We start from the raw sequence: 21988 nt of genomic DNA on the forward strand, positions 1-21988 counted from the left end.
TTTTTGAGGTCCTGTGGTTGTTGTTCGCTACGCTATTTTCTTTGGTGAGATTACGTATTGCCACGGCGTCGGTGACTGATTGGAAAGTTTGTGCATCTGGAAATCGGCAGCAAGCTACCTCCTACAGAAAAGGATCGATATTCGATTGTGGGAGTGGAGCTTGCTCCCGATCTGTACCAAACGCAGTGACATCACCCTCATCAAATGTGTCCGCTCCGCCATTTGGAAGAAATGAATAAAATAGAATAGAAGCTAACATTTGATTCCTTGTTTTAGTCTTTCGTATCCTGTGGTCCGCCTCAGGGGTCGATTCTGCTCGTTCGGTTCTGCCTACTCTTTCTTGGTTTTTTCCGCTTTGCGCTTGGCCCGTTCTTCCTTGGAGAGCTTGGGCTTTTCTTCGCCGGTTGCTTTAGCTGCGGGAGGCAACTTGCCTCCATTGGCGGATTTGATCATTTCCAATTTCCAGGCGGCGTGGAGCTGGGTCAGCTCTTTCGCTTTTTCCGGATAATTGGCGGCGACGTTTTTCTTTTCTGAAGGATCGTCTTTCAGGTTGTAAAGCTCGACGACGTCTTTTTCCCCCCAGGCTTTCCAATCGCCCTGGCGGACTCCCCAGGTGTGTTTGGGTTCGCCGATATCCCAGTGGAGCACCTCATGATGTTTGGTCGTTTCGCCATTGATCAAAGGTAAGAGACTTTTTCCATCAAAAGGATTATTTTTTGGAGCCTTCAGACCAAGCGCATCGAATACAGTTGGAAGAATATCAAATGAAATAACGGGTGTATCAATCGTGCGACCGCCTTTGAACTTCGCTGGCCAGCTGACTATCCAGGGGGTACGGATTCCACCTTCGTAGACCATCTGCTTGTAACCTCGAAGAATGCCGTTGTTGGCATCCATCGCACCTGCGCCACCATTGTCAGTGAGGAAAATCAGAAGGGTGTTATCCCAGACCTTTTCGTCCTTCAGCTTTTTAACCACGGCACCGACACCTTCATCTAGGTGATGCAGCATAGCCATGAGGATGGTTCTTGTTTCGCTGAGTCCAGGATAGAGTTTCTTGTAATGATCGATATCTTTTTGAGGAGCTTGCGCCGGAGTGTGAACGGCATTGTAGGCCAGGTAGAGGAAGAAGGGATTGTCTTTCTCACGATCTATAAAGTCTACGGCTTCCTCAGTGAATCGAGTGGTTGTGTAGCCTTCGTATTCATCGGCCGGTATGCGTGTTTTGTTTCTATAGATGGGAGCATAGTCATCGGAATTAACTCCCTTGGATTCGAAATAGTCATGCCCCCCGCGACCCATGAAATTGTAGCTTTCATCGAATCCACGGCTTACCGGATGCCACTTCAACTCCGGGTAATCATCATCCAAACCCAGGTGCCATTTTCCGATCGCCATGCTGGTGTATTCATCGGGAAGCATTGAAGGGAAGATGGGTAGCTTGGGATCGAATCCACTTCCACCTTGTCCCGCAGTATAAATCCCGATGCGCTGTTGATAGCCTCCGATCATTATGCCGGCACGAGTAGGTGAACAAACGACGCCACTGGTGTAAGCTTGTTTAAAGTATACCCCTTCTTTGGCCAGACTATCCATGTGAGGCGTGGACACTTCCTTAGGATGGTCGGGATTAAAGCTGATGTCGGCATAGCCTTGGTCATCGGTGAGGATAACCACAATGTTTGGCCTGTCTGCTGCAAAGGCGAAAACAGAAAGTAGCAAAGCGGCAACGCTGAATAGCAATATCTTAGGGAACTTCATTTATCAATTGGAGCTAATTAGTTTCTTGAGCGAGGTAGATGAGGAAATGTCTAATCTTAGGAAAAAGTAACGCTAAAATTGTATCATGTTGGAATGGGAGTAAATGGCTATTTAAATCTAGCCTTTGCCATCACCTATTTCCCATTTCCAGCCTTTGGGGACTTAGCTTCCATTTTTATAGTCGATACTGGGTTTTCCCGGAGGGAGGGTGCCCACAAATGCATCGTAGTGGTTGCGCATGTTTGCGACGATCTCGGGACGCTTAGTCGCCCTATTCTTGGTTTCTTTTGTTTTCTTCTTCGGGTCATGCAAATGCCAGCCATCCAGATGGTTGATCAAGCGCCAATCTTTCTAACACACGACATAAAGATTCCGGGGAGGTTCGTCCATGGATCGGCGTTGTGCCAAGAAATGTATTCATGGACATCGGTTTGTTTGTCTCCTTCTAGGAATGGGCACCAGGTCCGAAACGTCGCATCGATCAGGCAAGGGTTTGCCGGCCGACGCAGCAACTGTGGCGTAAAAGTCTATAGTTTCGATTTGATTCAGGGGAGGTTGAGAGTTTTGTTTAGTTTCACCGAGTTATCTCTTTGCCTGTATTGCGTTATGTACAAACCACCGTGCCTTATAAAAGGCTGCTCTTTCGGCAGGCATTGTATACATCCGTATTTCTTGACCTTCCGGGGTGAGGGTCTGAACCCGGTGACTTCTGGGGTGCAGCGTCCTATTACCATTAATTCGTTTTCTTGAGAACACGACCATGTCAACTTCGCATATTGATATCGTTCGCGGTAAATTAAAGTCGTACTGCAATCGCGGTGTGTTTCGCGGATATTCTGAAAGCTCCGGTCGCTTGGGGAAAACTGTTTTTAAGTTTACCTGGCTACTGGATCGCGGGTTCGTTTTGGAGTGTGATCCACAAAAGCATACGCTGACTTTGAAAAATCTGCTGCCTCATGTCCCCAACCGGTCGCATATGGATCAGGACTTAAGAGGATTTGTTCAGGATCGAGATTCAAACGATCTCCCAGCCCACCGCCGGGTGGATGCCAAGCGGGCCAATCTCAGTTACGCCAACCGCAAAGGAACAGTGTCCTTAACTCTCACAGTAAAAAAGAATCAATACAGCTACGGTGTTACAAAATTGCTGAATACAACAAACGAGCTTTTCGGTCACCTCCATATGGTTCATATTTCCTATTTATGGAAGTATTTCGAGGTCCCCGAGGAGTAAGATGAAACTATTTTCTTCCGCCGTAGTTTTGGAACTGGATGGAAGTGATTATCTGGAAGCTTCCTACCTGCGACAAGAAGACCTGCCTCTCGGTGTAATTATCAAAGCACAATTCCCCAATGATTTGTCAGATTGGTCTACGGAGTTCGTCATTGAAGGTGATACGCCGTCTAACGATATTGTCGCGACTCTGGGCGATCCGGACGACGGGATGCGAAGGATAGCCGTTCTTCACGGAACAGCCGTTGACTATCAGAGTAGCTATCGCTTCATCCGATTCCATACTGAACAGAGATAGACGGTGATATATACTTTTTTCGTTACTTTTTGGCATAGGTAGGCGTATGCTTCTTAGCTTCTACTGTTAAGGTCATAATACCCTAGGAAAGCTCTATGATTCGATACCTCCTTGTATCTCTGTTTTTAAGTTCTGTACTTTGTTTTCAGGGCCTAGCTGCAAATAGGCCAAATATCATCCTGATTCTAATAGACGATCAGGACAACGGGAGTATCGGAGCCTTTGGCGGCGACACCTACACTCCGAATCTGGACCGTATGGCGGCAGAGGGTATGAAGTTTACCCAGGCTTATGTCAGTAGTGCGGTGTGCACACCATCGCGCTATAGTTTCGCTACGGGCCGCTACGCGGGGAATTCCTACAGCAAACGCTACTTAGAAGCCTGTGGGGGTCTGGATCAGCAAGGGCATCCGAATTTCAACATGGCCCTTGAAGCGGACCGTATGAACATCGGCCGAGTGCTTAGCGATGCCGGTTATGCCACAGGCTGGGTGGGGAAGTTTCACATCGAATCTGAATTGGACTTTCCGGAGTTTTTCAAAGGAAAGAATGGGTTTCGCAGTTTTCCGAAAAAAGGTCTGGAGGACAATGCGGAAACCACCGCGATTTTCGCGCACAATGAAAAGGTAATGCGACGTTACATCCAAAATCTAGGATTCGATTGGGTGAAGCATACTTACTCAGGAAATATGAGTGCGCCTTACAATCACCACAACCCGGAGTGGACAACCGAAGCAGTTTTGGAATTTATCGAGGAAAACAAAGACAATCCTTTCTACCTTCACTATTGCACCACATTGTTGCACGGAGGCGAAGGTTCATGGAGAAAGTCTATGGATTTTCCGAACTCTTCAGGGGAAGGGCGGCTGAAGGCATTGCCCGATGTGATGACTCCGCGTGACGAGCTGTTGGAACAGGTAAAAGCAGCCGGGTTCGATCCGAACAGTCAAACATCTGGAGAAGCCTGGATCGACGACGCGATTGGTGCCGTGCTCAAAAAACTGAAACAACTTGGAATCGACGACAATACACTGGTTTTATTTGCTCCCGACCACGGACGTCGCGGCAAGGGTTCCCTTTACTCGGCCGATGGTCTCAACGTTCCGATGATTGCGAGATGGCCTGCTCAGATTGCATCTGCTTCAGTTAACAACGAACTTATCCAAAATGTAGATTGGGTGCCCACCGTTTTTGAAGCGGCCGGAGTTGAGCTTCCAAAGAACTACCAAATGGATGGCCAAAGTTTTCTGCCTATATTGCGGAACGAGGAGAACGCAAAAGGCCGCGATCATGTATACATGGAAATGGGGTTTGCCCGTGGAGTCGCCACTAAGCGTTGGAAATACATCGCCGTTCGTTATCCGCAGGAACAAATCGACATTATCAAACGTGCCAGTCCGGAGAATTTACCAAGGGCCTTATCCTACATCGGTCGACTGGGTATCGGTGTGCGCGGAGCCGACCGACCCGGCTTCTGGGACGGTGATCAACTCTACGATTTGAACGCAGATCCTGAGGAGCACACCAATCTAGCTTCCGATCCCAAGTTTGCCAGACAGCTCAAAACAATGAAGCAATTCCTGAAAGAGGATCTGGAATCTTTCGGTCGTCCCTTTGGCGAGTTTGTTCCTGGAGGAAACGCTGTTCCAGGAGGTCAAATCGACGAGCAAATCGCGCTTGTGAAAACGCTTAAGGTACAGGGTAAGACGGTTACCATTCCGGCCGCCATTATTGAGCCTAATCCCGTCCCATTACGGGCAAACAGGGAAGAGCGAAAGGCTGAACGACTAAAACGAAAAGAGGCTAATTAGATAACTTTCGAATATGAAAATCAGAATAATCACTTTAGCGGCTTTGTTGGTAGGGCCCTATTTAGTTGGGCAAGCAGCCGATGGTCCCTATCTGGCTACCGGCATCAAAATCGGCGAAGTAACAACGGATAGCGCAATTATATGGCTGCGACTGACGGCTAATGACGATCGCGTATGGGAAGAGGGCGGGATGCCTGAGGTTCAGTATCTGAATTCGGAAACAGGTAAATTTGAACCGATGCGTAGTCGGCCGAATGCCACTCCAAAAGTTATTTTCCCGGAAGGGAAGAACGTGAGCACCATAGAAGGCGCCACACCGGGAACATCTGGAAAAGTAAGAGTGCTTTACAAAACAGCGGCTGAGCCGCGGTGGCGGGAAACGGCCTGGCAGTCAGTTGATGCCGACAAAGACTTCACCAAACAGATTCGTTTGAATGATTTGCAGTCCAACACCGCTTACCAACTACGGGCCGAGTCGGAATCGGGTAATGTGGTTGAAGGTCAATTCCAGACCGCGCTCGAAGCCAACGAGGAGGGACGGGTATTGTTTACGGTTTCTACTTGCCAGGGATACAACGATAAGGATTCAGCCGATGGTTTCAAAATCTACGAATCCATGTTGAAGCTAAAGCCGCAGTTTTATGTAAATGATGGCGATATCCTCTACTACGATGGTCGAGCAAAGACACTTCCTCTTGCACGCTGGCACTGGCAACGCATGTATAGTTTACCGTCCCTGGTTGAATTTCATCGGCAGGTTTCTTCCTACTTTGTCAAAGACGATCATGACACCTGGATGAACGATAGCTGGCCCGGATGGAAAACCAAATTCATGGGAGAATTCACCTTTGAGCAGGGCCTGGAAGTATTCCGGGAACAAGTTCCCATGGGCGAGAGTACCTACCGCACAGTTCGCTGGGGAAAGGACCTTCAAGTCTGGTTTGTTGAGGGTCGTGATTTCCGTTCGCCGAACACGATGGAGGATGGTCCTGAAAAGACTATCTGGGGAAAAGAGCAGATGAATTGGTTTATGAATACAGTTCAAGCGTCTGATGCCACGTTTCGCATTCTGGTCAGCCCGACCCCCGTTATTGGCCCTGATCGCGTGAATAAGAAGGACAACCATGCCAATGAAGGATTTCGTTATGAAGGAGATAAGCTACGGTCCTTTATCGCATCTCAGAAAAACATGCTGATCATTTGTGGCGACCGTCACTGGCAGTATGTATCCGAACACCCTGAGTTGGGCATCCGGGAATACTCGGCCGGTCCGGCTTCCAATGCACATGCGGGTGGATTCAGCGAAGACCTTCGTACGGAAATGCATAAGTATTTAAATATCACGGGAGGCTTTCTTTCCGTCGCGATTGAACGCGAAGGAGACGATGTGCAAGCCGTCCTGACTCACCACGATGTGGACGGAGGGGTAAACAACCGGGATGTGGTCAAGGCGGTTGATAGCGAGCAGGTATGGCGTCGATGAAATTCTTCAACTCCTGATTTTAGTCATATCGAAAGAGCTCTATCCATCCCAATGCTTATTCCACTCTGCCAGGATTTACGGAGAGACACTTTTGGTCAACTACGCCGGTTTCGGCAGTCGAATGGGGTCCGGCAGTCGACCGTTGAGCGGTAGTTTTTCGCCAAGTTCTCCGCGCATGGTTTCGAGGCGATTTCGAAGTTCGTCGCGTTTTGATTAATACTTCGATTGATCGACCAGATTGTTTAGCTGGTAGGGATCTTTTTTCAGGTCATAGAGTATCCAGTCACCTTCCATGTGATAGGCGTAGACCCAGTCCTTGGTGCGGATGCCACGCCAGTCACAGCCCGGTCCACCGCCGTTGTGCGTGTTGAACAAGAATGCGGAATCGCGAATTTCGTCCGCTCGGCCATGAAATTGGTTTGTATGGTCAATTCCCTGAACGGCATCAGGAATTTCAGCTCCACAGAGACCGAGCAGGGTGGGCATGAGGTCGACAGATGACACTATCCAATCGCGCTTTTGACCGGGCTTGATTTTGCCAGGTTGCCGGATGATGAACGGCACGTTGATGGACTCCTCCCAGGGGCGTTGTTTCAGTTTGTGTCCCTGGGAACCGAGCATGTCTCCATGATCGGAGGTGAATACAAAGATGGTGTTTTCCGCCAATCCGCTTCGCTGTAATTCTGCCGATATGCGGCCGACACATTCGTCAAGGCTGGTTATCATGGCGTTGTAGTGCAGCAATTGATCCTGGTCCTTTTTGTCGGGCGGCGGGACGTTGGGACGGTCCTCCAGTTTGCGGCCCTCGTATTGTTTAACGAATCGCTCGGGTGCTTTGTAGGGATTGTGAGGCGGGCCGTAAGACACCATAAGGAAGAAGGGATTGTTCTTCTGTTGGCGAATATACTCGATCGCAACATCGGTCTGCACTTCGGGTTCCCAACCATTCACCGTGACGGCTTCGGTCTCGTTGTTGACCCAGTATTGTGGTTCAAAGTGTGCGTGAGAACAGTTGCGAACAGCCCAGAAATCCCAGTTTCTCCGGTCCTCCTTTGCAACGGGATTTTTGCGGTGTCCGGCCAGATGCCACTTGCCGATGTAGCCGGTGTGGTAGCCGTGTTTTTTGATTTGATCGGCTATCGTGGTTTCTGAATTGGGGAGTTTGATGTCGTTATGAACGACTCCAGTCGCATGGCCATAGCGACCGGTCATGAGCTGCCCGCGATATGGTGTACAGACAGGCGAGGCGGCGATCATATTTGTGGTCATCAAACCCTGACTCGCCAACTTGTCCAGGTTTGGCGTGATCACTTGGGGATCGCCCATACAATGCATTGAGTGGGCCCGCATCTGATCGGCTAACAAAAAGACAACGTTGGGACAATCACTCCGGTCGGCTGCATAAAGGTTTGATGCTGCGGTTGCTGTGACACCGGCGACGGCGGTTTTTAAAAAGTCACGACGTTTCATATCTGTTTATTATTCGATGAAATACAAAAAATAAGCAATCGACTTTATGGAGCCTGAGTAAAATCAAGAACCTGAACGCCGCTCTGGCGTGAAGGCTTCGAAAAAGCAGTGTCTCCTTTCAGCTGTCTTTTGTCTCCTCACCCTACTTGTCTGGCGAAGGACTTGAGATAAGGCTACACCCTCAGCGGCCAGTCCGGAGGCCAGTCAAAGGGCTGTGTCGTTACAAAGCAAATCTCTATCCTCTAAACAGATTGCCTAACAGTTTTATAAGTTTTTTTGCCAGAGCCAGGAAGAATACGATTTGAATTCGGAACAAAGTAACAAACCAATCTCCCAGTTTCATATCGTAAGGACTGCGGATGCATCCGATCTGTTGAAGCCATACACGATCATTAAAATTAAATTGCTTCACAAGATTCAGCATTCGCTCGGGGTTATTTCTTGTATGGATGATAACCGGATCTCCAAAGATAAAATTTTCCCATGTTGAGAGAAAGTTGTATTCGCTGGGGAGTATTCCAAGTTTGATCTCATGCCTCAATTCTCAAAGCAATTTTCTCATGGTTGGTTGATCCCAGATTCTTGATCCGTAGGTCTGTTGCCAGGAAATCGATTGTTCAAATTCTTCATCCCAGGTTTCCACTTTATTTTTCTAAGCGATTTTTATGAAGGCAACATGGTCGCTCTAAAATCCTGCAACCCTGATTATGAGGTCGAAGTCTCTGTCGAAGGCACGATCAATGACAGCTGAGGCCCCGACCATGGCTGGCCCATGGGCTTGCCATTCCCTTAAAACTCTTTGTCGGAGTGGACTCCTTTAGCCCGGTCGCCGCAGGAAATCGCTGGGCATTTCAAGCCATTCGCCAGGAGCGCAACGACCCGACTGGAAACCGTCGCGTTTGGTCGACGCTCTTTCCCTTATTGGAGGAGAGTCCGAACGTCCACGAACCCGATTCTTTTGGCTTTTTGGAATTTGTCGTCTAGTTGGCTTCCAAGACCATTAGTATTGGACAGACCGTTTTCAATTTTCACTTATAAACCAGGCCCTGACACCTTTTGCTTTTCGGCCCATTTTGCCTTCACATGCATAGACTTGCTTGCTTTGCATTTTTTTGAGTTACCGGTAACCGACGATCCTATTTCGGTCGTTGTTGATGATGTCTAAACTATATGAAATTAAAACTGGTGCCTTCCTCTCCCTTCTGGCTGGTTATTCCCCTTGTTGCGGGGCTCATTGCGTTCTTTTGGCTTGGCCGTGATTCTGCCTTGAATTTCTCCCGTCCGGGACTTCAACACGCATCCGATGCCGGCCGACAACCAGATGCAAATGACATCTTCCGTTACACCCCACCCGTTAAAATCGACCGTTTGATCAATGAATGGGAAACTCAGGAGGCCTTGATCATTACGCTCTCGTTTCCTGAAGCCCGAGGGAATTCGGAAATTGTCGTAAGTACCATCGATGTGCTCGAGGCAGCCCATGAATATCTGAATATCTATGTCTTTTGTGAGTATGAACACAGCCGGGAATTTGCCTATTTTCTCTCGAAGCTCAGAGAGCACCCCAAGGGGGAGGCCATTCTCGAAAAGACCCATTTTGTCGATTCGAGAAACTTGATGCGGTGGGTGCGGGACTTTGGCCCGGTCTTCGGTGTTGGCAGAAAGCAGGAGCTGGTGGCGATTGATTTCGTATTCCGAAATATGTTGAAAGATCTCGAATCGCTTGCAAGGCAGACGAACGACGCTTTCAGGGACTTCATGGCCTTGCAGGGAGATGCCATGCCGGCAGACGTGGTGGCGATGATAGAAAGGGAGTTTGAAACCGAGGTGCAATTGATTCGTCCGCCTGTTTCCATGGATGGAGGCGATCTTATCAGTGACGGCCGAGGCAACGTCTTTATTTCTACTCAGACCCTGGCCCGAAACGGGACCAACAGACAGGAGCTGGAAAAAGTATTCCAGGAGTATTTCGGTGCAAAGAAACTTCATGTGCTGGAAGCGCTTCCGGGCGCGTCGGTTCGCCACCTGGACATGATTTTCAAGTTCATCGACCACGACACGGTGGTCCTTCCTGATTACAAAGTGGATGAAACGGCGACACTAAATTCCTACCGCAAGGAACTTACCCGGAAAGTCCTTTCGGTTCTGGAGAAAAATGAAGCGTACCTGCGCAAGAACTTTCCCAAACATACGTTCATAAAGGTCCCCATGCCCCCCATCCTGTTTTTGAGCAAGGAGGAGATTTTTCACCTTACCCGTCAGGAGTTTTACCGCACTTTTGTAAAGGACAGGGATTTGCTGACGCCGGAAGAATTGGAAAAGCTTACTCCCGTACAACGCCAGAGGATGGAGGCCCAGATCTTGGAGATGGTCAAAAAAGAGACGGGCTTGGCCGATGTTGGGACCACGGACGGCTTCAATGCAATACTTGCTGTCTATGATCAGCCGCCCCTTGATTCGTTTTTGGACCTGGATGCGGAAGCGGTGACCCGATACCGCTCATATATCAACAGTGTGTTCCTTAACCCAAAAAGCGGGAAGCAGGCATTCCTTGTTCCCCGATTCTCCGGACAGAATGCACGGGAAAGTGCTCTGATCGATTCCTGGGAGAAAATGGTGGAATCCGCTTACCGGAGCGCCTACCCCAAGGCTGATATCCGGTGGATTAATTCTGATTCGATGGTGGAAGATATGGGTTTTCTGCATTGCATTACGATCACCGTGCCCGCTCTGCCGTTGAATTCACGGCAATCGAGTGCGTTGTAGCGTTGGGAGAATTAATTTCACACCTAACAAGCGACTTCAGGTTTTGACTTTTGATTAGAGGAGTATCGCTTATTTGGGCGATGCTTCGAAGAGGCGGCTACACTCCTGTCAAATGGAAGTGCTGTCTAGATAGATGGCGCTACCCAGATTCTGTAGAAGGTATTCGTAAGTGGCGATCCCATACCCGGCTAATCCCCATTTTGTTCCATAGGAGTTTTTAAAGATAAAACGTATATCCTCGAGACGTCCACTTTCACAGGTGTAACCAACCAGTGTCACTGCGTGAGAGTAACCTTCCCTTGGTTTTTGTTTGGAAAGGAAGTGGTCGTTGCCCAGGGTTCTCCAGGTTGGCCAGCCAATGCCAACCACCACCGGTTGATGCGCATTGAGAATCTTTAAAATATACTCGAGACTCGTGGCCGGATCGCGGGCGGCGATACTATAAGCTACAATTTTGCTCCGCTCACGCGCCTGTTTAACGATGTCATCGGGTGGAGGTTCAATGGCGTTCATTTCTTTACCAAAAGTGTTCGGCATTTCCTTTTGGGCTGGAATTCCATAAGAGCGGAGGGCCGATACCACTTCCATCAGGGCAAATCCCGCATCGGAAAAATCTGTTCCGTCTTCACTCGCTTGCATTTCCATTTTATCCAGACCAAGCGATTTTCGCGTTGCCCAAACCAGGTACTCTTCCGAGAGCTGAGTCGCCCGATTGTTGAGTCGTGCGTTTTGAATTTCCAAAGCGCTGACCACGGCAAAGACCGCACAACTGGGACGGAGGCCCTGGTTTTTGGATATGAGGGATAACTCTCGGATTCTGGGTCGAAGATCGGTCGATGGTTTCAACTCAAGCGGACTGTTTAACAGCTGCTGCAAATCCGTTGCATTACGATTAGCCTGCTTTTTGGATTCCATCGATTGCAAGCGCTCGGCCCTCGCCTGATTCTGTTCTTGTGAGCGCTTATGCTGCTGCCGGAGGTAGGCCGCTGATTTTTCCGGATTGTATTCGAACGCTTTCTGAAGATCCGGCGACAAGTCAGAGAGTGAGATCTGGGTGATTCCCTTGGAGTGAAAAATGGTGATCGATTCCGGAGTCACATTTCTAACCCTAACTTTATAAAATGAAGTTTGGCCGACCGTAAGTTTGTCGAATTCTAGAGGTCCCGGGATTTCGGATTCGGCAGCTAAACTGGACAATCCCCCTAACCCAAGCATCAGAATGAATCCTACCGTCCGCAGACGGAGGAGTTGGAAGATTTTCAGATGCATTTCATGTGATTTGAAATCAGTTAGCCGGAGCGATGCCAACAAAAGGCCTTAAATGAATCCAAGTTTGAGAATTCTTTTATAAATCGTGGCTAACGGATGTTATCCATCTTTATATACGCTGTAGCAAAAAGTCTAAGGCTAACCATGGAATTGACTTTTGTTGGGTTTAAAAGCCATAAAAGTATGTTTCCCAAATGAGAACAATCTTCCGCTCAAATCACATCACACCGAGATACTAATGACCCTAGTACATGCTTCTTTCCTTACATGTCACAGCGTGGCTCGTGCGCTAGTCGGAATACCCCCACCTCGGCGGCTTGTCCTGAGCCCAGGTGAAGGGCTGCGCCGCAATATCGAGAAGCAGATGACAAGCCTAGTTGCAAACTGCCGTACGATTCGCAACGGACCGAGCGCTTTTTTTGAAACGAAGACATGATACTTCGCCGCGTCATCGAACATTACAAGAAGCAGGAATGGACTGCGATCTGGATTGATTTCGTCATCGTCGTTGTGGGCGTCTTTATCGGATTGCAGGTCAACAACTGGAACGAGACGCGCACCGATCGGTTTCGCGAGGCGATCTATCTTGCAGGCGTTTCGACAGATGTCAGGAGCGACATCGTCGATATCGAGGAAATTATTCGCGTCTCGACCTCACGGATGTCCGCAATGACCTTCCTGCTTGAATGCGCATCGGGTTCAGCACTTCCCGACGGGTTTGACTCAGCGCGCGGTCGAATCGAGATCGAAAATGCGCCGCCCTATCAGGAAGATGATCCGAATTCGATCGGGATCGCACTATTCATTCTGACCACTTTCGAGGGCAACCGGCTCGTCTATGACACAATGATCAACACCGGCGGGATTGGCATCATTCGCAATGCAGAATTGCTTCGAGAAATTCAGACCTATTATGCCCATGTTGACAAGGTCCTGCATTTCGAAACGCAACTGGAGGAAAACCGCGTCAAGCTTGTCGACGCGCAGCAACAATCTGGGATTTCTCCGGTCGACTTGTTGCCCGCCCGTGACCTCGCTCAGCGCTTTACGGAAGACCCGAGCCTTCTCGCTGCGGCGAAGAATTACTGGCTGTTCACCAACCGGCATCTCAAATTGATGAACGATTTGAAGCGGGACGCCGAAATGCTTGTGGCGGAGATTAAGAACGCGGACAAGGCATGATCTTACACCGTTCGTATGAAGGAGTGTCGAAAGAATTGCCATACCTCCCACCTCTGCGTCCTAACCTGAGCATGGATGAAAGGCTGCGCAGCTATATCGAGTCGTAGGCCATCTCCCGCCAAATAAAAAAAATCCGATTCGGGAGTTATATGTCGGAAGTATGTAGGATCAGCCCCGATTTTTAAGTATACCGATAACGAATTCCTCTGATTGAGATTTACCCACCGCCTTGGACCGGGCCATCTGTCTGATCGGTTTACCTGCGTTGCATCATGGGGAGCTTGCTGGAATCCGATCTGGGAAAAAAGTTGAAGATAGTCCGTTACCTTTCGGAGAACTGGAACGTATTTCTATATCGCTTCTCTGACGTTAGCCTCCTATTGGTCTACTCTAAAATAGTTTACCCTAAATTTAATCCCTGCCACACGCATTCCAAATCATGCATAGTCAAAACCGAAGAGATTTTTTAAAAACATCCGTTGCCGGTGCCATCGCCGCGGGTTTGAGTCCAGCAATCAGCCTGGGGCAGGAAGTTGCCCGGAAAAAGCCAAACGTGGTTATCCTGTTTATCGACGATCTCGGCTACGCCGATATCGCTTGTTTTGGAAACGATCGGGTTCCGACGTCCCACATCGATTCCCTGGCCGATAGGGGTGCCAGGTGCACGATGTCCTACATCACCAATCCGCCGTGTTCGCCCAGTCGCTGCAGCCTGATGACCGGCATGTACGCACAGCGCTTTGGGAAGTCGGGAATGGCGCGCGGTCTGCCGATTCCCGAAGATCATCCGACTCTGGCGGAATTCATGCGGGACGCTGGTTATGTGACCGGACAAGTGGGTAAATGGGATATCGGTGCCAACGGGCAAGGTCCGCATCAGCGCGGATTTATGGAAGTTGCCCGAAATGCGCCCGGCGATCAATACGACCGCGAGCGTGAAGACGGTAGTTACGTTTACCTTACCGATCTCGATGGTGACTACATGGCTGAGTTCGTTGATCGAAATGCTGACAAACCCTTCTTCCTTTATTTTTCGCCCCTTGCTGTCCATTCGAAGGTTGCAAATACACCGCAGCATTACCGCGACCGCATCCCGGGCGGAAACGGCACGGCCTACGAGGGTGCGGTATTAGCCGTCGATGATGCAGTGGGAAAACTACTCGCTATGCTGAAGAAGCACGATCTGGAAGATGACACCCTTATCCTGTTCACCGGAGACAACGGCGCCAATAGAACAGAGGGCGGTAGTTCCGAGCCCTACCGCGGTGGAAAGAATAAGGACACCCAACAGGAAGGCTGGGTGCACACGCCCACCATCGTTACCTGGCCGAAAGTGGTGCCCGCCGGTACAACCTTCGAAGGAATGATCGGGACCATAGATTTTTATGCCACGGTCGCCGCTGCTGCTGGCAAACCCTTGCCCGCACGTTGTGATGGTAAGAGCCTGTTGCCTTATCTTAAAGGTGATAAGAAAGGCGATGTGCATGAATACATCTTCTGGCACAATGCCGATCCTACGGATGAACCTCGGCGCAACCTTTACGCCGTACGGTGGAAAGACTGGCGGCTGATCAAGCACCCCGATGGCTGGCATCTCTACGACCTGAAGAAGGATCCAAAGGAAATGAAGGATCAGGCGGCGAAATATCCCGAGGTAGTGACCAATATGCGCAAACACTACGACGCCTTTGTTGCCACACTACCGCCATTAAAGCCTAGTGCAGATTTCAAGGGCGGTGGTCAGGTGCCCAAGGGTTGGGGCTGGGAAATTGGTAATGGGGGTTAACAATCCATTCAGGAGGAATAACTGCCTATCTCAAAATTATGAGAACTGTCTGAGAAAAGTCGTGAATTTCTACAGAACAATTTATTTCTAAAAGCATGTTACGTTTACTAGCGATTGTTTGCTTATCCGGTTGTGGAGCTGTTGGGCTAATTGCTCAGAATAATCAAAACTTATTAAAGCCTTATTCCGGTCCTTCTGTGGCAGGTGTCGATGTGAGCACGTTGGACAACAAAGTGATGGCAGGCTACCAGGGCTGGTTTAATACCCCTGACGATGGGGCAGACCTCGGCTGGACTCACTGGTCAAGAAGCAAGGACAAACTTTTTGGGCCAGGCAATGTGACCGTAGATTTGTGGCCGGATGTGTCTGAGTACGACGAAGACGAACTTTTCGAAACAGGATTTCACTTTGATGACGGTAGCGCCGCCAAGGTTTTTAGTTCGCATAACCGAAAGACCGTGTTGCGCCATTTCCAATGGATGAAGGATTACGGGATCGACGGCGTTTTTGTTCAACGCTTTGCGAACGGGCTGAGAAGCGAATCGATGAAGTATCACAAAGATGTGGTGCTTTCTCATGCACGTGAAGGAGCGAATCGCAATGGCCGGACCTATGCGGTGATGTATGACCTGAGTGGCTTACCCAAAGGAGGTACGCGCTCTGTTCGTGACGATTGGAAATTGCTGCGAAGTAAGAGGAAGATCACGGAAGACCCGGCCTACCTTCACCATGAAGGTAACCCGGTGGTTACGGTGTGGGGCGTCGGTTTTAATGACCAAAGTAAACCCAGGGAATACACAATCGCTGAGTGCCGTGATCTCGTTGAATTTCTAAAGCAGGATGGTTGCACGGTGATGTTGGGTGTACCCACGGGTTGGCGGACACTGGATCGCGATGCATTACCAGATCCGGAGCTGCATGAAGTTGTTGAAATGGCGGACATCATCAGTCCCTGGACCCCCGGGCGCTATCGAGATTTGAACGGAATTACCAAGCATGCGGACGCCTATTGGGTCCCCGATAATGAATGGTGTCACGAAAAAGAACTAGATTACCTGCCAGTTGTTTTTCCCGGCTTCAGTTGGCATAACTTGAAAGGTGCCGAGTTGGGCGCGATCCCCAGACTGAAAGGCCAGTTTTTCTGGTCGCAAATCGCTGCCGCGAAACGCGGGGGTTCAAACATGATCTATGTGGCCATGTTTGACGAAGTGGGCGAAGGAACGGCTATTTTTAAATGCACCAACAATCCGCCTCGGGCAGATGGCACCCCATTTCTTGATTATGAAGGATTGCCAAGTGATTTTTACCTTCAACTTGCTGGACATGCTGGAAAACTCTTGAGAGGAGAAATTCCATTGAGCGAAATAATTCCGGAATCCGTCACCAAAAACTAAATTGCTAACGTTTCTAATACTCATTGGTCTCACGATCAATGCTACTTCTCGAAGTTTTTCCAAATAACACTCCAAGTACCTATGCCTTCGATTTCTGTTTCCCAAAAAAAAGCTGAGTACGACGTCGCGATCGTCGGCTCGGGTGCTGGCGGTGGCCAGATGGCCTACACGCTGACTCTGGCTGGGTTAAAGTGCGTCATGCTTGAAGCTGGCCGCTCTTACGATCCCGTTTCGGAGACTCCCATGTTTCAAACGGCCTATCACGCTCCGCTTGGCGGTGTTTCCACGCCGGACAAGGACATGGGTTTTTGGGACTCCACGGTTGATGGCGGTTGGGAGGTTCCAGGTGAGCCTTACACGCAAGCGAGCACGAACAAGGATCAGGAGTTTACCTGGTGGCGAGCCCGCATGATGGGAGGCCGGACCAATCATTGGGGACGCATCTCACTGCGCAACGGTCCTTACGATTTTAAAGGACGCAGTCGCGATGGTCTGGGGTTTGACTGGCCGATTACCTATGACGAAATCAAGGCTTACTACGACAAGGTGGAAATGCTGATTGGGGTGTACGGCACGAATGAAGGCATGGAAAATACGCCCGATTCGTCTCCCGGTGTTTTACAGCCACCTCCGAAAGGAAGGGTGGGTGATTTGATGACTCAGAAGGCCGGTAAAAAAGTCGATGTTCCAGTCATCCCGATTCATCGGGCAGTGCTTACACGTCCCCTCGATGCTGGCACGATTCCGGCCAAGCTGCATCCCGGTAATACAAAAGCTCAAAAGATTGTTGGCGATGCCATGCGCGCTCGCGCCGCCTGTTTCTGGGCAACACCTTGTGGTCGCGGTTGCAGCATTGGGGCTAATTATCAAAGTACCACCGTTCACCTGCCACCGGCTTTAGCCACCGGTAACCTGGACATCATTCCGAACGCCCATGCTCGCGAAGTCTTGATCGGAAAAAATGGAAAAGCCACTGGAGTGTTGTTTGTCGATAAAACCACAGGTAAGGAGGAACGGGTGAATGCGAAAGCCGTAGTGCTTGCCGCCAGCAGTGGAGAATCGGTTCGCATTTTGCTAAATTCGAAGAGCAATCAATTCCCCGAAGGAGTGGCGAATAGTAGTGGTCTTGTCGGAAAGTATATTATGGATACAGTGGGTTCGAGCCTCAGTGGACAAATACCTGCTTTGGAAAATCTGCCACCTCACAACGACGATGGGGCGGGGGGGAGTCACTTTTACAGTCCGTGGTGGTTGTATAAGGAGCAGCTGGCCGGAAAGCTGGATTTTGCTCGTGGTTACCATATTGAAATTGGAGGAACGCGCAGCATGCCGGGTGGCAACAGTCCGGTGCCCAGTGAGTATACGCGTGGGCTTTATGGAACAAAACTCAAGGAAGAGGCTCGGCGTTACTACGGGTCCTTTATAGGACTGGCCTGTCGCGGTGAAATGATTCCGAATGAAAACTCCTTTGCCGAGTTGGATCCGACCGTAAAGGACAAATGGGGTATTCCTGTGCTTCGATGGCATTGGAAGTGGACCGATCACGAACTCAACATGGCCATGCATGCAGAGCGCACATTTGCTTCCATGATTGAAGCGATGGGCGGCAACGTTCGTGGAACTCCTGCCAAGACCGGTTTGGATATCATTCGACCTGGAGGCAATGTGAAGCACGAAGTGGGTGGCGCCCGGATGGGGGACAATCCCAAGGATTCTGTTTGTAATTCCCTGAATCAAACCTGGGACGTGAACAACCTGTTTCTTACCGATGCGGCTCCCTTTGTAACCAACGCCGACAAGAACCCGACGCTGAGTATCATGGCATTTTCCTGGCGCTGCGCGGATCACATCATTGAACAAGCCAGACAAGGTAACCTTTAGCTCTTACACCATGGAAACACACGAATCACTTCCACGCCTTTCCCGCCGCGATGTTCTTAAATGGTTTGCCGCCGCCGCTGCCGCTTCTCAGGCAACCCCGTTCCTGGCTTTCTCCCAGGATTCTGCTCCCGATGCGGTCGGCTACGGTAAGGATCCCCAGTTGAATCAAATCTATAAGCGTGGTGACTTTTGGCCACTGACGCTTTCATCGAAACAACGTAAGGCAGTGACGGCCCTGGCGGATGTTATTCTTCCGGCAGATGATCTCGGTCCTTCGGCCAGTCAGTTACGCGTGCCCGATTTTATCGATGAATGGGTGAGCGCGCCTTACGCCAAACAACAACAAGACAGAAAGACGGTCTTGTCGGGACTCAAATGGATCGACGAAGAATCGAACCGACTCTTCACAAAGAATTTTTCGGAGCTGAATATAAAGCAGCAGCAATCGATTTGCGACGTGCTGTGTAAACAGGATCATCAGGACTCAAAGCTCAAGCAAGCAGCCTCATTCTTTCGTACCTTTACCTCACTTTCAATGGGTGCCTACTACAGTACTCCAGAAGGTTGGAAAGCGATCGGCTATACCGGAAATATTCCATCGCCGACCTTCGCCGGACCACCCCGGGAAGTGCTGACTAAGCTCGGTCTGGAACAAACGGTTAAAACATAAATACAAATTAAATGACTTCTAATAACATATTTCTTCCAGCCCTTTTTGCTCTGTGTTTTTTTGGATGTGTAAACGTGTTTTCTCAATCTCGACCAAATGTGCTGTTCATCGTCTGCGACGATTTGAATACCCATGTTTCGACCTCGGATTACCCGTATATTTCGACGCCGGCCTTCGATGAGTTGGCAGAGAGAGGCATGACCTTCAAGCGAGCCTACTGTCAGTATCCGGTTTGTGGACCTTCGCGTGCTTCCTTCCTGAGCGGTCTGTATCCGGAATCAACAGGTGTCACCAACAACACCGACGACATTCGTGATAAAAGACCGGGTACGATGACCATGCCTCAGGCTTTCAGGGAGCAAGGTTATTGGACCGCTGCTACCGGGAAAGTATTTCACAACTCCACAATCGATCCCGGAGAAGCCGTCTGGGATGAGAAAACCTTTTTTGAGAACGATGAAATGCCGTTGGAGAAGCAGGCGCGTAAAGAATTTGAGGCGAAGCATGGATCGATTGAAGAACGAAAGAACCGCCAGCTCTGGAAAAACTTTCTGCTCAAGTATGCGCCACAAACCATGAACCAGACTCCGGGGTGGGGGCCTTCCGGGCTGACCGATGAACAACATAGAGATGGGAAAAATGCAGCGCAGGCGAAAGACTGGATTGAAAACAAAAGTTATGGTGACAAGCCCTTCTTTATGGCGGTTGGGATACACAAACCGCATATCCCCTTCCTTGCGCCCGACAAATACTTCGATATGTATCCGAAGGAGGAATTAAAGTATGTGAAGACGCCGTCCAATTTTTGGGATACCGTTCCGATGGCGGCGATTTCCAAACGCTATGAAGGATTCGGGTTCGAGTTTGCTGTTGAGAACGATGCGCTTCGTCGCGAATACATGCAGGCCTACCATGCCTGTATTAGTTTTATCGATGCGCAGATCGGACAGATATTTGACAGCCTTAAAGCTAACGGACTCTGGGAAAATACCATCGTGGTTCTTACCTCCGATCACGGATACCATCTCGGCGAACATTTTATTTGGGGGAAGGTTACTCTCTTTGAAATCTGCAACCGCGTGCCTCTCATTATCCGGGTTCCTGGCCAAACGAAACCTGGTTCTGCTAGCCAAGGTCTTGTCGAGCTTGTCGATCTCTTTCCAACTTTGGCAGAACTGTGTAAGGTTAAGACTCCCGAAGATATTCAAGGGCGTAGCTTGATACCGAATTTCAAGGATCCTAATGCTCCGGGTAAGAAAGTTGCCTATACCGTGGTGACTCGAGGAAAGACTTTGGGAAAAGCCATTCGAACCGATCGTTGGCGCTACGCGCTCTGGCCTGATGGCGGGGAGGAGCTCTACGATTTGGAAAATGACATTGAAGAGCATCGTAACCTGGTTTCTTCAAAGGACCATTCGGCCACTTTGGCTGACATGCGAAAAAACATGGCGAGGGCGGTGGTCACAGCTGTGTCGAAGCGGAATTTTAAACTGTAGGAGCAAATTTATTCGCGACCCTTATATTTGTCTAGTTCCAGGTCGCGAACAAGTTTGCTCCTACAGTTGTGGAATCGAAATTCATGAGTAGAAGTTTGCATACCTGCCCTGAACTTATCGAAGTGGCTGGTGAATGTATATTTTCGGCACCGTCTAAGCCGAATGAACTTTAACAGACAGTTGAAGCGTTTATATACACACGCTGAACCGCTGAACCGCTGAACCGCTGAACCGCTGAATTATTTCCTTCAACTTCGCCTTGAACTCAGCGGTCGGCTTCGCCTAAATTAATTTGGTGAAATCCGAAGTGAAAGTTTCCTTATGAAGATACCAAAGTCCGCCCTCTCGATTTTAGTAGCTTGGATTGTTGTCTTTATTTTATCATTTGTGCTGCCGCGGTTTACCGTAACCGGAGGCGATGGATTTACGCGGGGATTGGATCGAGTTGGTGCCTTTTTCATGTGGCAACTGGCGGCGGTGTTTCTTTCCGTGATCTTGGCACTTGTTGCCTGGAGTAGAATGAGATCCCGTCCAGGATTGAAGTGGCTCTTTTCCGTTCCGCTGATGCTTCACATGGTTCTCGTTATATTTGTGATTGGTGTATTCGTAATGGCAAATTTCAGAAAGCCTCCAGCTTCCTATTATGAACCACCGGTCACCGCTACTCCAACCGCGACTGGTCCGATCGCAGAAGCTGTGCCCGCAACTACCCCGGTTGCGCCGAGTTCTGAACAACCAACTATTGGCCAAAACGTTCAGACCTACATGGGTATTTACAAAAGTGGATTTGAAATGAATCACTTTTATACAATGGAAGGGCAGGGTCCCTGGTGGCTCGAATCAACCGACGAACTCCACGAGAAATTACAATCTTTCTATGTAGAGCGACCAGGGCGTGGGGGCGGAGTTACGGTTGCGATGACCGTTAGTGCCTACACAAGCGACATTGGATCAGGGTTCAATCATCTCGCACCGATCGAAAAAAGATCCACCTCGTAACGATTGATTCCGTACGCGAACTGAGCCTTGAAGAGTTCGATCAGGTTTTAGCGACGGTTAAGAAATACCCTTAGCTAATTCTGTGTAACCCGTCGGTGGCCAGTTAAGGACACAAAGTCCTCCGTAAATGGTCCATCCGATTTCTGTATTTTCTGAAAGTGGAAGTAATACCAAATTTGATTTCAAATGATAAAATGGCAAAAAGGCTTTTTCGACATGAGCAAGGCTGCTGTGCTTGGTTGGGCCAAGGCCCTGACAAGCTCAGGGAACGCCGTACATGCCCCCAAACCTTCTGTCCCATAGGGATGCGTTCATTGTGGAAGTTCGCAGCGTTCCGTCAGCCGGGCAGTATCTGGATACAATCCGGCTGACGCGCCTTGCGCTGCTTCCAGAATGAGCTGCACGATATGATCATTTCAAATCGAATTTGATATAAGGTCAGATTCCAGACAAGAGTTGCAGGACCGGTAAGGAAACCGGACGCCGGG

19 protein-coding genes are annotated in these 21988 nt (G+C 49.5%); 13 read left to right on the forward strand and 6 right to left on the reverse strand.

Annotated elements, in window-relative coordinates; genetic code table 11:
- Positions 1–121 precede the first annotated feature (121 nt).
- The 3 genes from O3C43_16485 to O3C43_16495 form a co-directional block, all read right to left on the reverse strand.
- A complete protein-coding gene (locus tag O3C43_16485; protein ID MDA1068088.1) occupies positions 122–259 on the reverse strand; it encodes a hypothetical protein in 138 nt (45 codons plus the stop codon).
- Between the two features lie 71 nt (positions 260–330).
- Positions 331–1761, reverse strand: coding sequence for a sulfatase-like hydrolase/transferase (locus O3C43_16490; GenBank protein ID MDA1068089.1), 1431 nt, complete (start codon positions 1759–1761; stop codon positions 331–333).
- A 162-nt stretch (positions 1762–1923) separates the two neighbouring features.
- Positions 1924–2100: a hypothetical protein gene (locus tag O3C43_16495; GenBank protein ID MDA1068090.1), complete on the reverse strand. Its 177-nt coding sequence runs from the start codon at positions 2098–2100 to the stop codon at positions 1924–1926.
- Positions 2101–2521: 421 nt separating this feature from the next.
- Between O3C43_16495 and O3C43_16500 the strand changes: the two genes are divergently transcribed.
- The 4 genes from O3C43_16500 to O3C43_16515 all read left to right on the forward strand — a co-directional run bounded on the left by O3C43_16500 (position 2522) and on the right by O3C43_16515 (position 6587).
- Entirely contained in the window at positions 2522–2995 is a 474-nt protein-coding gene (locus tag O3C43_16500) for a hypothetical protein (GenBank protein MDA1068091.1), read from the forward strand.
- Between the two features lies 1 nt (position 2996).
- The gene (locus O3C43_16505) at positions 2997–3293 is read left to right on the forward strand and encodes a hypothetical protein (GenBank protein ID MDA1068092.1); all 297 of its coding nucleotides are present in this window, start codon (positions 2997–2999) and stop codon (positions 3291–3293) included.
- Between the two features lie 95 nt (positions 3294–3388).
- A complete protein-coding gene (locus tag O3C43_16510) occupies positions 3389–5104 on the forward strand; it encodes a sulfatase-like hydrolase/transferase (protein MDA1068093.1) in 1716 nt (571 codons plus the stop codon).
- Positions 5105–5117: 13 nt separating this feature from the next.
- A complete protein-coding gene (locus O3C43_16515) occupies positions 5118–6587 on the forward strand; it encodes an alkaline phosphatase D family protein (protein MDA1068094.1) in 1470 nt (489 codons plus the stop codon).
- 213 nt (positions 6588–6800) lie between these two features.
- On the opposite strand, the gene O3C43_16520 is transcribed toward O3C43_16515, so the two are convergent.
- A complete protein-coding gene (locus tag O3C43_16520; protein MDA1068095.1) occupies positions 6801–8057 on the reverse strand; it encodes a sulfatase in 1257 nt (418 codons plus the stop codon).
- Between the two features lie 235 nt (positions 8058–8292).
- A complete protein-coding gene (locus O3C43_16525; protein ID MDA1068096.1) occupies positions 8293–8469 on the reverse strand; it encodes a hypothetical protein in 177 nt (58 codons plus the stop codon).
- 395 nt (positions 8470–8864) lie between these two features.
- Between O3C43_16525 and O3C43_16530 the strand changes: the two genes are divergently transcribed.
- Both O3C43_16530 and O3C43_16535 read left to right on the forward strand, forming a co-directional pair.
- Positions 8865–9041, forward strand: a complete 177-nt coding sequence (locus O3C43_16530) for a hypothetical protein (protein ID MDA1068097.1) — start codon at positions 8865–8867, stop codon at positions 9039–9041.
- A 186-nt stretch (positions 9042–9227) separates the two neighbouring features.
- On the forward strand, positions 9228–10823 hold the full coding sequence (locus O3C43_16535) for an agmatine deiminase family protein (protein ID MDA1068098.1): 1596 nt from the start codon (positions 9228–9230) through the stop codon (positions 10821–10823).
- A 108-nt stretch (positions 10824–10931) separates the two neighbouring features.
- On the opposite strand, the gene O3C43_16540 is transcribed toward O3C43_16535, so the two are convergent.
- Positions 10932–12092, reverse strand: a complete 1161-nt coding sequence (locus tag O3C43_16540) for a hypothetical protein (protein MDA1068099.1) — start codon at positions 12090–12092, stop codon at positions 10932–10934.
- Between the two features lie 432 nt (positions 12093–12524).
- Between O3C43_16540 and O3C43_16545 the strand changes: the two genes are divergently transcribed.
- The 7 genes from O3C43_16545 (at position 12525) to O3C43_16575 (ending at position 21500) form a co-directional block, all read left to right on the forward strand.
- Positions 12525–13274 (forward strand): DUF6090 family protein, encoded by a 750-nt coding sequence (locus tag O3C43_16545; protein MDA1068100.1) that lies wholly within the window; start codon positions 12525–12527, stop codon positions 13272–13274.
- Positions 13275–13713: 439 nt separating this feature from the next.
- Positions 13714–15060, forward strand: coding sequence for a sulfatase-like hydrolase/transferase (locus O3C43_16550; GenBank protein ID MDA1068101.1), 1347 nt, complete (start codon positions 13714–13716; stop codon positions 15058–15060).
- A 95-nt stretch (positions 15061–15155) separates the two neighbouring features.
- Complete coding sequence (locus O3C43_16555) at positions 15156–16454, forward strand: glycoside hydrolase family 71/99-like protein (GenBank protein ID MDA1068102.1); 1299 nt, start codon at positions 15156–15158, stop codon at positions 16452–16454.
- 81 nt (positions 16455–16535) lie between these two features.
- Positions 16536–18335, forward strand: coding sequence for a GMC family oxidoreductase (locus O3C43_16560; protein ID MDA1068103.1), 1800 nt, complete (start codon positions 16536–16538; stop codon positions 18333–18335).
- 10 nt (positions 18336–18345) lie between these two features.
- Positions 18346–19005 carry a gluconate 2-dehydrogenase subunit 3 family protein gene (locus tag O3C43_16565; protein MDA1068104.1) on the forward strand — a complete coding sequence of 220 codons (660 nt, stop codon included), beginning with the start codon at positions 18346–18348 and terminating at the stop codon, positions 19003–19005.
- A gap of 11 nt (positions 19006–19016) precedes the next feature.
- Positions 19017–20501: a sulfatase gene (locus O3C43_16570; GenBank protein ID MDA1068105.1), complete on the forward strand. Its 1485-nt coding sequence runs from the start codon at positions 19017–19019 to the stop codon at positions 20499–20501.
- A gap of 321 nt (positions 20502–20822) precedes the next feature.
- On the forward strand, positions 20823–21500 hold the full coding sequence (locus O3C43_16575) for a hypothetical protein (protein ID MDA1068106.1): 678 nt from the start codon (positions 20823–20825) through the stop codon (positions 21498–21500).
- The last annotated feature ends 488 nt before the right edge of the window (positions 21501–21988 follow it).

Source organism: Verrucomicrobiota bacterium, from assembly GCA_027622555.1.
Classification (GTDB): Bacteria; Verrucomicrobiota; Verrucomicrobiia; order Opitutales; family UBA2995; genus UBA2995.

Bases quoted from the DNA above. Each gene is read 5' to 3' on its own strand.
- O3C43_16485 (MDA1068088.1), bottom strand. From the start codon at position 259: ATGTTAGCTTCTATTCTATTTTATTCATTTCTTCCAAATGGCGGAGCG.
- O3C43_16490 (MDA1068089.1), bottom strand. From the start codon at position 1,761: ATGAAGTTCCCTAAGATATTGCTATTCAGCGTTGCCGCTTTGCTACTT.
- O3C43_16500 (MDA1068091.1), top strand. From the start codon at position 2,522: ATGTCAACTTCGCATATTGATATCGTTCGCGGTAAATTAAAGTCGTAC.
- O3C43_16505 (MDA1068092.1), top strand. From the start codon at position 2,997: ATGAAACTATTTTCTTCCGCCGTAGTTTTGGAACTGGATGGAAGTGAT.
- O3C43_16510 (MDA1068093.1), top strand. From the start codon at position 3,389: ATGATTCGATACCTCCTTGTATCTCTGTTTTTAAGTTCTGTACTTTGT.
- O3C43_16515 (MDA1068094.1), top strand. From the start codon at position 5,118: ATGAAAATCAGAATAATCACTTTAGCGGCTTTGTTGGTAGGGCCCTAT.
- O3C43_16520 (MDA1068095.1), bottom strand. From the start codon at position 8,057: ATGAAACGTCGTGACTTTTTAAAAACCGCCGTCGCCGGTGTCACAGCA.
- O3C43_16535 (MDA1068098.1), top strand. From the start codon at position 9,228: ATGAAATTAAAACTGGTGCCTTCCTCTCCCTTCTGGCTGGTTATTCCC.
- O3C43_16540 (MDA1068099.1), bottom strand. From the start codon at position 12,092: ATGCATCTGAAAATCTTCCAACTCCTCCGTCTGCGGACGGTAGGATTC.
- O3C43_16545 (MDA1068100.1), top strand. From the start codon at position 12,525: ATGATACTTCGCCGCGTCATCGAACATTACAAGAAGCAGGAATGGACT.
- O3C43_16550 (MDA1068101.1), top strand. From the start codon at position 13,714: ATGCATAGTCAAAACCGAAGAGATTTTTTAAAAACATCCGTTGCCGGT.
- O3C43_16555 (MDA1068102.1), top strand. From the start codon at position 15,156: ATGTTACGTTTACTAGCGATTGTTTGCTTATCCGGTTGTGGAGCTGTT.
- O3C43_16560 (MDA1068103.1), top strand. From the start codon at position 16,536: ATGCCTTCGATTTCTGTTTCCCAAAAAAAAGCTGAGTACGACGTCGCG.
- O3C43_16565 (MDA1068104.1), top strand. From the start codon at position 18,346: ATGGAAACACACGAATCACTTCCACGCCTTTCCCGCCGCGATGTTCTT.
- O3C43_16570 (MDA1068105.1), top strand. From the start codon at position 19,017: ATGACTTCTAATAACATATTTCTTCCAGCCCTTTTTGCTCTGTGTTTT.
- O3C43_16575 (MDA1068106.1), top strand. From the start codon at position 20,823: ATGAAGATACCAAAGTCCGCCCTCTCGATTTTAGTAGCTTGGATTGTT.